The organism is Acrocarpospora sp. B8E8 (assembly GCF_039871605.1).
Taxonomy (GTDB): domain Bacteria; phylum Actinomycetota; class Actinomycetes; order Streptosporangiales; family Streptosporangiaceae; genus Acrocarpospora; species Acrocarpospora macrocephala.
The window spans coordinates 1-13,128 of sequence record NZ_JBDPLV010000084.1 but is presented as its reverse complement, the minus strand read 5'-3'; the positions used below and the strand labels follow the sequence as shown (position 1 = coordinate 13,128).

Below are 13,128 nucleotides of genomic sequence, written 5' to 3'. Positions count from 1 at the left end.
CATATGGCTGGGAGATGATCAGTTTGAGATCAAGATCCTGGCGAGGGCGTTTGATGGCGGTGGCGACTGCGTTCGCCACTGCCCTCGCTCTTGCCACCGTCCCCTCGGCCCCGGCGCACGCCGCCGTGGCCTGTCAGGTGACATACACGAAGACCTGGGAGGGCGGCAACGGCTTCGGCGCGTCCGTCCGGCTCCAGAACCTCGGCGACCCGGTGTCCAACTGGCGGATCACCTACACCTTCCCCGGCAACCAGACCCTCCAGAACGGCTGGGAAGGCACCTGGAGCCAGTCTGGCGCCAACGTCACCATCGCCGCCCCCTCCTGGGCGCCCAACCTGGCCGCCAACGCGGTCGTCCAGCCCGGCGCCAACTTCACCTTCAGCGGGACCAACACCAACCCGACCGCGTTCTCGCTGAACGGCACCCCGTGTACTGGCCCGGTGACGACCCAGGCCCTGGTGGTCACGCCGACCAGCGTGAACGTGCCCGAGGGTGGGACCGCGACCTACTCGGTGCGGCTGCAGTCCGCCCCGACAGCCAACGTCACGGTCACCAGCACCGCCGCGGCCACCGGTGACACCAACCTGACCGTCTCCGGCGGCGCCTCGCTCACCTTCACCCCGGCCAACTTCGCCACGCCGCAGAACGTGACGATCGCCGCCGCTGAGGACGCGGACACCACCAACGGCACCCGCACCATCAACGTCGCCTCCACGGGCCTGACCACGGTTCCGGTCACCGCGACCGAAGTGGACAACGACCCGACCACGACGCTGTCCTGCATCGTGACCCCGACGATGGTGAGCGTGCCCGAGGGCGGCACGGCCACGTACTCGGTGCGGCTCAACCAGGCGCCGACCGCGAACGTGGTCGTGACCAGCGCGGCGGCGACCGGTGGCGACACCAACATCACCGTGACCGGCGGCGCTTCGCTGACCTTCACCCCGGCCAACTTCGCCACCCCGCAGAACGTGACCCTGAGCGCCGCTCAGGACGCCGACACCACCAACGGCACCCGGACCATCAACCTGACCTGTGGCTCCGGCGGGCCCGTCACCCCGATCACGGCAACGGAGGCGGACGACGACCCGGTCACCACCCAGTCCCTGGTCGTCACCCCGACCAGCCTGAGCGTGCCGGAGGGCTCCACCGCGATCTACAGCGTGCGGCTGGCCATCGCGCCGACCGCCAACGTGACGGTGACCAACACCGCCGCGACCACCGGTGACACCAACATCACCGTGACCGGCGGCGCTTCGCTGACCTTCACCCCGGCCAACTTCGCCACCCCGCAGAGCGTCACGCTCTCGGCGGCGCAGGACGCGGACAGCACCAACGGCACGCGGACGATCACCGTGGCTTCATCCGGTCTGACGTCGGTTTCTGTCACCGCGACCGAGGCCGACGACGAGAACACCAGTAACTCCTACCTGACCGAGTTCCAGGCCCAGTACGACAAGCTGAAGGCGTCCGCCAGCGGCTACCTCTCCCCCGAGGGCATCCCGTACCACTCGATCGAGACGCTGATGGTGGAGGCCCCCGACCACGGTCACGAGACCACGTCGGAGGCGTTCAGCTTCCTCATCTGGCTGGAGGCGCAGTACGGTCGCGTGACCAGGAACTGGGCGCCGTTCAACGCCGCCTGGACCCTGATGGAGACCTACATCATCCCCTCGGCCGCCAACCAGCCGGGCGGCATGACCAGCTACAACCCGGCGGACCCGGCCGACTACGCGCCCGAGTTCAACCAGCCGAGCGGCTACCCGTCGCCGCTGTCCACCTCCGTGGTGGCCGGCTCCGACCCGCTGGCCAACGAGCTCGCCTCGACGTACGGCAACCGCAACATGTACGCCATGCACTGGCTGCTCGACGTGGACGACGTCTACGGCTACGGCACCGGGCGGGGCTCCTCGCTCACCGAGTGCGGCGACAACACCAAGCGGGTCACCTACATCAACACCTACCAGCGCGGCCCGCAGGAGTCGGTCTGGGAGACCGTCCCGCACCCGTCGTGCGAGACGCAGCGGTACGGCCAGTCCGGCCAGGGCTACCAGCCGCTGTTCATCCAGGGCACCGCGGCCGCCCAGTGGCGGTACACCGCCGCCCCCGACGCCGACGCGCGCGCCGTCGAGGCGGCGTACTGGGCGCTCACCTGGGCCACCGAGCAGGGCAACCAGTCCCAGATCTCGTCGACCCTGACCAAGGCCGGCAAGCTCGGCGACTACCTGCGCTACGCGATGTACGACAAGTACTTCAAGAACCCCGGCTGCGCCGCGCCCACCTGTGCCGCGGGCTCCGGCAAGAGCAGCTCGGCGTACTTGCTGAACTGGTACTTCGCGTGGGGCGGGGCGCTGGACGGCGCCTGGTCGTGGCGGATCGGCTCCAGCCACAACCACGGCGGCTACCAGAACCCGCTCGCCGCGTGGGCGCTGTCCCCGGCCGGCCCGACCGCGCTGCGCCCGCAGTCGCCGACGGCCGCGGCCGACTGGGAGCAGAGCCTCACCAGGCAGGTGCAGTTCTACAAGTGGCTGCAGTCGGCTGAGGGCGCCATCGCCGGTGGCGCGACCAACAGCTGGGACGGCGCGTACGCGGCCCGACCGGCCGGTCAGCCGCAGTTCTTCGGCATGACGTACGACGTCGACCCGGTCTACCACGACCCGCCCTCCAACCAGTGGTTCGGCTTCCAGGGCTGGGGCATGCAGCGCCTCGCGGAGCTGTACTACGTGACCGGCAACACGATGGCCAAGTCCGTGCTGGACAAGTGGGTGGCCTGGGCCATCTCGCAGACCACGCTCGGCACCGGCAGCACCTTCCAGATCCCGAACGAGATGGACTGGAGCGGCGCTCCGTCGGCCAGCTTCAACAGCGCCACCGGCACGCCCGCGGACAACCCCGGCCTGCACGTCACGGTCCGCAACCGGACCCAGGACGTCGGCGTCGCGGCCGCGTACGCCCGGACGCTGATCTACTACGCCGCCAAGGAGCCCACCAGCACGCTCGGCATCTCGGCCAAGAACACGGCCAAGGGCCTGCTGGACCGCATGATCATGCTGAAGGACGCCCGCGGCATCGTGGTGCCGGAGACCCGCGCCGACTACAACAGGTTCGACGACGTGTGGACCTCGGCCAACCAGACGGGTCTGTACATCCCGTCCGGCTACAGCGGGGTCATGCCCAACGGCGACACGATCGTGCCGGGCAAGTCCTTCCTCGGCATCCGCTCCTTCTACACCAGCGACCCTGACTGGTCGAAGGTGCAGACCTACCTGAACGGCGGCGCCGTGCCGTCGTTCACCTACCACCGATTCTGGGCTCAGGCGGACGCCGCGATGGCGCTCGCCGACTACGGCTCGTTCTTCCCCGCAGGATGATCTAGTTCGATCCGGTACGGCTGCCGCCCCCCGTGGCGGCAGCCGTTCCGGCTTTCTCGAATGAAAGTTTCATATCCGCACAGGCCGTCCATCCAGCTGTGATGGGTGGATCTTGACGAAACGATCCCATCGTGGGAGCGTTCCCATCAAATAAGTCGCTGGTCAAAGGGCTTCGATGCTCCCCTTGTCACTCGCACAGGAACGTTTGTGGTTCCTGCACAGGCTCGATCCCCGGGACCCGTCGTACCACCTGTTCCACGTCGCGCGGCTGAGCGGCCCGGTCGACCCGGACGGGCTCGCGGCCGCACTGACCGAGATCACCACCAGGCACGAGGTGCTGCGCGCCCGGTTCCCGCTCCGGGACGGCTCCCCCGCGCAGGTCGTCGACCCGCCGGAGCCGTTCGCGCTCGAGCTGATCGCCGCCGACGCGCCGGACCCGCTGGTGACCGACCGGATCTCCCGGCCCTTCGACCTCGCCACCGACCGGCTGATCCGGGCCACCCTCATCGCCACCGGTCCTGAGCGGTTCACGTTCTGCCTGGTCGTGCACCACATCGTGGCCGACGCCTGGTCGCTCGGGCTGCTGCGGCACGAGCTGGCCCTGCTGTACGGCGGGGAGGAACCGCCACCGCTCCCGGCGCAGTACTCCGACTTCCTCCTGGCGGCGGACGCGGGGGCGCCCAAGTCGCTGGACTACTGGACGGACGTGCTGGTGGGCGCGCCGCCGCTGGCGCTGCCGGCCGACCGGCCGCGGCCGCCGGTGGTGACCACCGCCGGCGGGCACGTGCAGCGCGACCTGCCGGAATCGCTGCTGCAGGCGGTGGACCGGTTCGCGGCGGCGGAACGTTGCACGCCGTTCATGGTGCTGATGACGGCCTACCAGGCGTTGTTGTCCGGGCGGAGCGGGAGCATCGACATCTCCATCGGGTTCGCCACGGCCGGGCGGCGGAAGCAGGAGTACGAGCCGCTGATCGGGTTGTTCGCGAACACGCTGGTGTCGCGGGGGGATCTGTCGGGGGATCCGACGTTCCGGGAGTCGCTGCGGCGGACGCGGTCACGGTTGCTGGCGGCGTACCGGCATGGGGACGTGCCGTTCGACCAGCTGCTGACGGCGCTGGACGTGCCGCGGGACCAGAGCAGGACGCCGCTGTTCCAGGCGATGTTCGGGCTGTTCAACCTGGCGAATCCGACGCTGACCCTGCCGGGGATCGAGACCGAGCACGTGGAGCCGGATTTTCCGCACGCGACGCACGAGTTGCGGTTCGCGGTGTGGGAGAAGGGCATGCTGGCGGTCTACAACAGCGATCTGTTCGATCGGGAGACCATCCAGCGGTATGTCGCGGGATATCAGGACATCTTGGAGCGGGTGCTCCTGGACCCGGAGATCCGGTTGTCGCGGCTGACCGCGCCGCGCGGGGACGAGCGCGATCTGGTGGTGCGCGGCTGGAATCAGGCCGCTCCGGGGGTTTCCGGCACCTTCGACGCGATGTTCGCCGCGCAGGTCGAGGCCCGGCCGGACGCGCTCGCGCTGGTGTGCGGGCAGGATCGGCTGAGCTACGCCGAGCTCGATCGGCGGGTCACGGAACTGGCCGCGCGAATTCCGGCGGGGCGTGGCGATCTGGTGGCGATCCAGCTGCCCAGGAGCACGGATCTGCTGGTGGCATTGCTCGCGGTCCAGCGAACGGGTGCGGCTTATGTCCCGCTCGACCCGGAGTATCCGCCCGCCCGACGCGCTTTCGTCCTCGCGGATTCCGGCGCGAAGCCCCTGTCCCTCAAAACGCTCCCGGACCGCGAAGCATCCTCGAGCCCCGAACCGCCCTCAAGCCCCGAGCCGCCCCCGAGCTCCGAAGCGTCCACGAACCCCGAAGCCAGGGCCACAAATCCGAAATTTCCCCCGTCGCCGGGTGATCCGGCCTATGTGCTGTACACGTCGGGTTCGACCGGCCAGCCGAAGGGCGTGACCGTCCCGCATTCCGCGCTGGCCAACCTGCTCGCCGCCATGGCCGACCAGCTCGGCTCCGCGCCCGGCGACGTCTGGCTGGCCGCGACCTCCCTCTCGTTCGACATCTCCGCCCTGGAGCTCTACCTCCCGCTCGCCACCGGCGGCACCGTCGTCCTCGCCGAATCCGCCGAAGCCCCCGCGCTCGCCCGCCTGATCCGCGCCGAGCGCGTCACCCACGCCCAGGCCACCCCCTCCGGCTGGCGCGCCCTCCTCGACACCGGTTTCCGCGACCCCTCCCTAGTAGCCCTCGCAGGCGGCGAAGCCCTCCCGCCTGCCCTGGCCAGAGAGCTGCGCCCCCGCGTCGCCCGCCTGGTCAACGTCTACGGCCCCACCGAGACCACCATCTGGTCCACCTCCTGGGAAGTCCCGGAAAATCCTGACGAGATCCGCATCGGCTCCCCCATCGGCGGCACCCGCTGCTACGTCGTCGGCGAGCACCTCGACCCGCTGCCCATCGGCGTCCCCGGCGAGCTCCTCATCGGCGGCTCCGGCGTCGCCCTCGGCTACCACGGCCGCCCCGCCCTCACCGCCGACCGTTTCGTCCCCGACCCGTACGGCCCGCCCGGCACCCGCCTCTACCGCACCGGCGACACCGTACGCCACCGCCCCGACGGCACCCTGGAATTCCTCGGCCGCGCCGACAACCAGATCAAACTCCGTGGCCACCGCATCGAACTCGGCGAGATCGAATCCGTCCTGGAAAGCCTCCCCGGCGTGCGCCAGGCCGTCGCCGCCGTCCACGACGAGATCCTCCTCGCCTACGTCGTCCCCCCGCCCGCCGACCAGGACGACCTCCTGCGCCTGCTGGCCGACCGCCTGCCCGAGTACATGATCCCGGCCTTCCTGCTCGGCCTGGACGCCCTCCCGCTGACCGCCAACGGCAAGGTGGACCGCCGCGCGCTACCGCCGCCGGAGGGACTGCCCGGTGCCGGCCGGCCGGAATTCGTCGCCCCCAGGACCGACGCCGAGGAGCTGGTCGCCGAGGTCTGGACCGACGTGCTCGGCCCCGGCAGTCCCATCGGGGTGTTCGACGACTTCTTCCGGATCGGCGGTCACTCGCTGATGACGGTCCGGGTGAGCGTGCGGCTGGCCGTCATCACCGGAATCGAGCTGCCGCTGCGCACGCTGTTCGCCCGGCGTACGGTCGCCGACCTGGCCGCCGCCCTCGAGGAGCGCCTGCGCGAGGAGCTGGCGGCGATGCCGGAGGACGAAGCCGAGCGGCTGCTCGGCGAGGCGTCCCAAGAGACAGCCCAGACCTGGAGGTGAACATAGTGCAGGACCCCTTGGAGAACCGGCTGGCCGTCATGGTGGCCGCCGCCACCGACGACCAGATCTCGGCCGACGACGTGCTGGCCGCGCGGCACTCGCTGGCCGCGCTCGGCGTGACCTCGCTCAGCCTGATCCGGCTGGTGGACGCCATCGAGGACGAGTTCGGCGTGGACGTGGACCCGGGCCTGGTGGACGACTTCGCGAACCTGGTCGCGGACGTGGCCGGGAGGCTGGGATGAGCGAGCGGGTGCGCTTCTCGGGCGGGCGCGGGGGCCGCGCGAACCTGGCCTGGGGGCAGCGGTCCATCTACGAGGCCATGCGGCAGGCCGGTCCGGCGAGCGCGCACTATTTCAACCTCTGGCGGGTGCTGCCGATGCCGCGCGGGCGCGGCCCGTACACGGTGGAGCAGGTGACCTCGGCCGTGGTCGCGCTGGTCGCGCGGCACGACTCGCTGCGGTCCAGGATCGCCCTCCACGCGGACGGCCAGCCGTTCCAGATCGTGTCGGAGACCGGCTGGCTGGAGCGGCAGGTGCTGGCGGCCACCGAGCAGGAGGCGGAGAAGGCGGCCGAGGGCCTGGTCCTGGATCTGGCCGCGCGCTCGTTCGACCTGGTCGAGGAGTGGCCGGTCCGGATCGGGCTGATCACCGTCGACGACGTGGTGCGGCAGGTCGGGGTGGTGCTGTGCCACACCGCCGTGGACGGCTACGCGGCCGACATCGTGGTCCGCGACCTGCGCCAGCTGCTGCTGCGCGGGAGCCTGGCCAGGCCGCCGTCCCAGCAGGTGCTCGACCTGGTGGCCGAGCAGGAGTCCGGCGTGGGGCGCAACCGATCCGAGCGGGCGCTGGCGCACTGGGAGGCGGGCTACCGCAAGGGCCCGCCGACGATGTTCCCCGATCTGGTCGCCGAGCCGGGCTCGCCGCGCTGGAGCAAGGCGATGCTGGAGTCGCGGGCGCTGGAGGACTCGGTCACGATCGTGGCCGCGCGGCATCACATGAGCACGGCGACCGTGCTGCTCACCGCCGTCTCGGCGCTGATCGGCACGATCACCCCGCACGAGACCTGCGTGATCACCCCGATCGTGCACAACCGGTTCCGGCCGGAGACCAGGGACCTGGTGACCTCGCTCAGCCAGCTCGGCCTGTTCACGATGTCCCCCGATCCCGACGCGACGCTGGCCGAGACGCTGGAGGCCACCCTGCCGGAGGCGATGCGCGCCTACCGGCACGCCCAGTACGACCAGCTGGCCTGGGAGGCCATGGTGGAGCGGGTGAGCGCGGACCGCGCGGTCAAGGTCGACCCGTCGTGTTGCTTCAACGACATGCGCCCGGTCGACCACAGCGCCCTGCAGGAGAGCTCGCCGGGCGAGGACGCGATCCGCACCTCGGTGACGTCCTCCCGGATCGAGTGGCTGCCGGGAGTGGACCATTTCACCTGCAATTTCTGCTTCTTCGTGACCCGCCAGAGCGGCATCCTGTCGATCGGCCTGAACGCCGACACCTGCCGCCTGCCGCAGAGCCGGATGGTCGGGCTGCTGCGCGCGGTGGAGGAACTCGTGGTGGAGTCGGCTTTCAGGGACGCCCGGCCGGGTGAGCTGGAGGTCGCTCCGTGATGCTGGCCGAGCTGCTCGCTGCGCGCGCGCGGGAGGACGCCGCCCGGGTCGCGATCGAGGTCGCGGGGGTGGACTCGCTGACGTTCGGGGCGTGGGAGCGGCGTTCGGCCGCCGTGGCGCGAGGGCTGCCCGTCCGGGCGGGCGAGCGGGTGGCGCTGCTGTACGGGTCCCGGGACTGGGCCGACTACGCGGTGGCGTACGTCGGGGTGCTGATGGCCGGGGCGGTGGCGGTGCCGCTGTCGGACCGGCTGGCCGAACCCGAGCTGGAGTTCCTGGTACGCGACTGCGGAGCCGTGGGCATCGTGCACGCCTCCCGGTTACGCCCGCCCAAAATCGAAGGCTGGTCGTCGGTCGTAACCGAACTCGAACTCGCCCACGGCGACCTCCCGGAGGGGCCACGGCCGAAGGACCTGGCCCAGATTCTCTACACCTCCGGCACCACCGGACGGCCGAAAGGCGTGGGCGCGACCCACGCGAACCTGGCCTTCGGCCGGGGCGGGCCGCCCGCGCGCCGGATGTTCCGGCACTCCAAACACTTCCTGCACGCCTTCCCGATCGGCACCCAGGCCGGTCAGGCCATGCTGCTCAACGCGCTGGACTCCGTCCCGGCCATGCTCACCCCTCCCGTGTTCACGCCGTCCAGGTTCGCCCGCCTGATCGAGTCGCACGGCGTCGGCACGGTCTTCCTGGTCCCGACCATGGCCAACGAGCTCCTCGCCTCGGGCGCGGCCGATCGGCATGACTTCTCCTCGGTGCTGCTGCTCGGCTCGGCCGCCGCCGCCCTGCCGCCCGCGCTGGCGCTCCGGCTCACGAAGGCGTTCCCGAAGGCGACGGTGACGAACTACTACACCTCCACCGAAGCGGCCCCCGCCCAGACCGTGATGATCTTCGATCCGAAACGTCCGGCCGCGCTCGGCCGGCCCGCGTTCGGCAGCGGCCTGCGGATCGGCGACGGCACGCTCCCGCCAGGCGAGACGGGCGAGGTATGGCTACGCTCCGGCGCGGCCCCCCGCTCGTACGTCGGCGACGGCGAGGCCACCGGCGCGGTCTTCAAGGACGGCTGGATCCGCATGGGCGACCTCGGCTACCTCGACGAGGAGGGCTACCTCTACCTGGTCGACCGCGAGAGCGACGTGGTCAAGTCCGGCGCCTTCAAGGTCTCAACGATCATGGTGGAAGCCGCCCTGTACGAACATCCGGACGTGGTCGAAGCCGCCGTCTTCGGCGTGCCCGACCCTTCGCTGGGCACGGCGGTGGCCGCCGCCGTGGTAGCCGGCGTCTCCGCCAACGACCTGCGCGCGTTCCTGGCCACCCGGCTGGCCCGGCACGAGCTCCCCGCGCACATCCTGCTGCTCGACACGCTCCCCAAGAACCCGTCGGGCAAAATCCTCAAGACCGAACTGCGCGGCCTGCTCGGGACGCCGCGCGAGGAAAGCGAGTGACATGTCCTCGTCGCTGATCTGGGAGCAGGCCTCCCCCGCCCAGCACGGCATGTGGGTCACCGACAGGCTCGGGGGCGACCCGCGCGCCCACCACATGCCGCTGCTCATCCGGCTGACCGGGGAGCTGGACCGGGCCGCGCTCGCCGCCGCGTGCGCCGCCGTGGTCGACCGCCATCCGCTGCTGGGCAAGGCTCTCGCCGACCGCGACGGCGTGGTCGGCCTGGTCCCCGCCGCGACGCCGCCCGCGCTCGAATCGGGTCCCGCCGAGGTGGAGTTCGATCTCGCCACCGGCCCGCTGACCCGGTTCATCCTGACCTCGTCCGGATCCGAGCACGAGCTGCTCGTGGTCGCCCACCACGCGGTCTTCGACGGCGTCTCCAAGGACCTCCTGGTCCGCGACCTCGCCCTGGCTTACAGCGGTTCACCCCTTTCACCCCCCACGGCTTCGGAGTCCGAACCGGTCGACATCGCCGCCGCCACGGAATTCTGGCGCCCGCGCTGGCGCGACCCCGTCGAACTCGCCCTCCCCGGCCTGACCGCGCTCTCCCTGCGCGCCACCCCCGCCGACGCGGTCGACCTCAAACTCGACCCCGAACTCGGCCAGCTCGCCGAATCGCTCGGCGTCACCCGCTTCGAAGCCCTGGTCGCCCTCCTGCACACCCTCCTGTACGGCTACCGCTCCGGCCCCCAGACCCTCGCCGTCGACCTCTCCACCAGAACCGCCGCGGACCAGGACACCATCGGCCTGTTCGCCAACGAGCTGCCCGTCTTCACCACCCCGAGCTCGACCGACTCCTTCGCCCAGTTCGCCCGCAACGTCCGCGCCGAACTCCGCGAGATCTACCGCCACCGCCGCGTCCCCCTCGCCCGCGCGGTGACCGGGATCACGCCACGGGCGGCGCTGGCCCCCGTATCGCTCAGCTACCGCAAACGGTCGGCGCCGGATCCCGAGTTCCCCGGCCTGACCAGTTCGGTCGAGTGGATGACCGCCGGCGGCGCGCTCAGGAACACCCTGCATGTGCAGGTCGTGGACGGTGTGGGCGCGCGGTTGTCGTTCGATCCTGCGTGCCTGAGCCGGGCGTCGGCCGATCTGGTCGCCGCCGACCTGGCCGAGTTGCTGGCCGCGCTGGCGGCGACGCCGTACAAGCGGCTCAAGGACCTACCCCCGCCGCACCCGGCGGAACTGTCCACCCTGAGCGCTCCCGCGACGGCGGCCCCGGCCGGTCCCGCCGACGAGGGCATCCTGGCCGTCATGACCGCGATCTGGTGCGAGGTGCTGGGCGTCGAGGAGGTGCACCCGGACGACGACCTGTTCGACCTGGGCGGTCACTCGCTCACGATCACCCAGATCATCGCCCGGGTGGACAAGCGCCTCGGCGTCGAACTCACCCTCGACACGTTCTTCGAGACCCCGACGCTCGCCGAGCTGGTCTCCCAGGTGGAGGCCGCCCGCGCCGACCCCCACGGGGCCATGCCACGCTAACGCAGGCTCCGACGCCCCAAACGACGGACCCACTCAACCAAATGCCCCGCTCTCTTCGGAGAACGGGGACATTCTCTATGTGGCCCTCGGGGTCAATCCAACAGGCCCATGTAGTTGAGCATCCCGTTGACGATCAAATCGACGTACGGAAGAGGCAGGTCAGCGGCGCGGTCCCGTAAATCCTTTTTCAGGATGGGTTGGGGCATCGTGGCCCGCGCCCAGCAGGACTTGGGGAGGTTTCCTACACCCTTGTCCAGCTTGACGCAGTAGGCGGTGGCCAGTTTGCCCTGCGTGGATGTGGGAACAACCAGCACGGTCGGCCAGTTGGGATCAGAATTTCTGAGGTTCCCGCTCATCACCACCACATAGCGTTGCTGATGATACTGGCGGCCGTCGTTGGGGGGCAGCGTCAACACGGTGTCGTTGACGAGAAGGACGCTACCCCTGCGGATAGCGGCAATCATGCGTCTCCGAGCTCCTTGGTGTTGGCGCGACGGCGAAGCTCATCAAATTCTGTCTGCTCGGCGATCAGCTCGGCGGCCACGCCCGGGTCATCCTGGTCGACGCCTTGGTCCTGGAGAAGTGCGCGGTGGCGCTCAATCAATGCCCGGACCTTCTTGGCCTCGCGCGCGCGGTCGAGGTTAAGCACGACGCCACGTTGTCCGCCTGCCTGTGCTTCGGCCATCGGCGGGGTCGCATATGACAGATCCTTGAGCGTGGTGGCGTTCTTGGCCCCATGCTCGACCACAATCCTCCGCAGGATACCCATCGCGCCCGGCGGAAGAGGATCCTCCACCTGCTTGACATCGTCGGCCAGGCTGAGAACGACGGAACCGTGCATTGCCTGGAGGATCCGCCCGTCCTGCCGATTCATCTTGTTAGACCAAAGAAGCTGATCTTCCACGTCGTACAACGCGTGGTCGAAGGGCCCGTAGTCGTGCCACTTCCAGCTCGCACCACTGATGGGCGGCATCCCGTCACTCACCGCAGCCAGGTCGGCCAGGTACAGCAACTTCGCCGCTTTCATGCGAGTGAGGGTGACACGTCGCCCTTGCTCTTTGGCGACCTTGAGCAGGGCAAGGAGGGCATCTTTGAGCTGAGCTTCAGCAGGCTCAAAAGCAGCAGCCACGCTCATCCCTCCCCTCCCAGCAGTGGATCCGTCATAAAACTACCTTCGGTTCATACCCGCCTATCTGCTCGACCGGGGTTGCTTGCCATGGAATTCGCTTACATAGCCCTTGTCTCGGTGGCGCTCTGTCTGGCTTCTGCCTTTGGCGTGCTGCGCCGGAAGTTCGGCGTCGTGCATGTTCACGGGCCGAGCATGCACCCGCACCTGAACGCGGGCGACAGAGTCATTATCGCGCGTCGTCCGTCAAATTATGCGCGCGGGGACGTTGTCGTGATCACGCGTCCTGACTCGCCGGGGCAAATTATCAAGCGGATCGCGGCTGTTGCGGGCGACCGATTCCCGGGCGGGTTGGAAGCGGTGCCGCCTAACCATGTGTTCGTTCCCGGCGACAACCTGCCGTCCAGTATGGATTCGCGTCATTTCGGGTTCGTTCCGATGGACCGAGTAGTGGGTCGAATGATACGGCGGCTGATAATATAGCGTCTCAATGGGACCTCGGCGTCCAGATAGCCCAGGCCCTCTGATTGCTGTAGGTGACGGCTAGATGGCAGACCATTCACTCTTATTCAGCGGGACTCTACTCACCGTCGTCTTCCTTACCTCGAGCGTCGGAAAAATCTTCCGTTACTCATCGTTCAGGGACTCGGTCCGTGAAATGCGGCTCCTGCCCATCGGGGCCGTACCGAGTGCCGCAATCCCAGGGCTGACAGCATTCTCGGATGCTGAGACGGTGGGTGCCGGTTCTGCGGATCACGGATGGATCGCGTACGGCGTGGCGTAGCCCTGACATGCAACAAGACCCCATAGAACGGCGGTTACCACA

Annotated in this window: 9 protein-coding genes; 7 read left to right on the top strand and 2 right to left on the bottom strand. The window is 69.4% G+C overall.

The features are described 5' to 3' along the window. The first annotated feature begins 53 nt into the window (after positions 1-53). The 6 genes from ABGB08_RS46565 (at position 54) to ABGB08_RS46540 (ending at position 11,176) form a co-directional block, all read left to right on the top strand. Complete coding sequence (locus ABGB08_RS46565; protein WP_347604337.1) at positions 54-3,371, top strand: glycoside hydrolase family 48 protein; 3,318 nt, start codon at positions 54-56, stop codon at positions 3,369-3,371. Between the two features lie 184 nt (positions 3,372-3,555). Further along, positions 3,556-6,639 carry an amino acid adenylation domain-containing protein gene (locus ABGB08_RS46560; protein WP_347604335.1) on the top strand — a complete coding sequence of 1,028 codons (3,084 nt, stop codon included), beginning with the start codon at positions 3,556-3,558 and terminating at the stop codon, positions 6,637-6,639. Continuing rightward, entirely contained in the window at positions 6,636-6,881 is a 246-nt protein-coding gene (locus ABGB08_RS46555; protein ID WP_347604333.1) for an acyl carrier protein, read from the top strand. The genes ABGB08_RS46560 and ABGB08_RS46555 overlap by 4 nt, the downstream gene beginning before the upstream one ends. After that, a complete protein-coding gene (locus ABGB08_RS46550) occupies positions 6,878-8,251 on the top strand; it encodes a condensation domain-containing protein (RefSeq protein ID WP_347604331.1) in 1,374 nt (457 codons plus the stop codon). The genes ABGB08_RS46555 and ABGB08_RS46550 overlap by 4 nt, the downstream gene beginning before the upstream one ends. Then, positions 8,251-9,693, top strand: a complete 1,443-nt coding sequence (locus tag ABGB08_RS46545) for a class I adenylate-forming enzyme family protein (RefSeq protein WP_347604400.1) — start codon at positions 8,251-8,253, stop codon at positions 9,691-9,693. The genes ABGB08_RS46550 and ABGB08_RS46545 overlap by 1 nt, the downstream gene beginning before the upstream one ends. Before the next feature lies 1 nt (position 9,694). Then, positions 9,695-11,176, top strand: coding sequence for a condensation domain-containing protein (locus ABGB08_RS46540; protein ID WP_347604329.1), 1,482 nt, complete (start codon positions 9,695-9,697; stop codon positions 11,174-11,176). 92 nt (positions 11,177-11,268) lie between these two features. Here the strand turns inward: ABGB08_RS46540 and ABGB08_RS46535 are convergent, their stop codons facing one another. Then, positions 11,269-11,640, bottom strand: coding sequence for a type II toxin-antitoxin system PemK/MazF family toxin (locus ABGB08_RS46535; RefSeq protein ID WP_347604327.1), 372 nt, complete (start codon positions 11,638-11,640; stop codon positions 11,269-11,271). After that, on the bottom strand, positions 11,637-12,311 hold the full coding sequence (locus tag ABGB08_RS46530; protein WP_347604325.1) for a hypothetical protein: 675 nt from the start codon (positions 12,309-12,311) through the stop codon (positions 11,637-11,639). The genes ABGB08_RS46535 and ABGB08_RS46530 overlap by 4 nt, the downstream gene beginning before the upstream one ends. 81 nt (positions 12,312-12,392) lie before the next feature. Between ABGB08_RS46530 and lepB the strand changes: the two genes are divergently transcribed. Continuing rightward, positions 12,393-12,785, top strand: a complete 393-nt coding sequence (gene lepB, locus ABGB08_RS46525) for a signal peptidase I (RefSeq protein ID WP_347604323.1) — start codon at positions 12,393-12,395, stop codon at positions 12,783-12,785. The last annotated feature ends 343 nt before the right edge of the window (positions 12,786-13,128 follow it).

Coding starts and splice junctions, on each gene's coding strand:
- ABGB08_RS46545 (WP_347604400.1), top strand. CDS start 8,251: ATGCTGGCCGAGCTGCTCGCTGCGCGCGCGCGGGAGGACGCCGCCCGG.
- ABGB08_RS46535 (WP_347604327.1), bottom strand. CDS start 11,640: ATGATTGCCGCTATCCGCAGGGGTAGCGTCCTTCTCGTCAACGACACC.
- lepB (WP_347604323.1), top strand. CDS start 12,393: ATGGAATTCGCTTACATAGCCCTTGTCTCGGTGGCGCTCTGTCTGGCT.
- ABGB08_RS46550 (WP_347604331.1), top strand. CDS start 6,878: ATGAGCGAGCGGGTGCGCTTCTCGGGCGGGCGCGGGGGCCGCGCGAAC.
- ABGB08_RS46530 (WP_347604325.1), bottom strand. CDS start 12,311: ATGAGCGTGGCTGCTGCTTTTGAGCCTGCTGAAGCTCAGCTCAAAGAT.
- ABGB08_RS46565 (WP_347604337.1), top strand. CDS start 54: ATGGCGGTGGCGACTGCGTTCGCCACTGCCCTCGCTCTTGCCACCGTC.
- ABGB08_RS46540 (WP_347604329.1), top strand. CDS start 9,695: ATGTCCTCGTCGCTGATCTGGGAGCAGGCCTCCCCCGCCCAGCACGGC.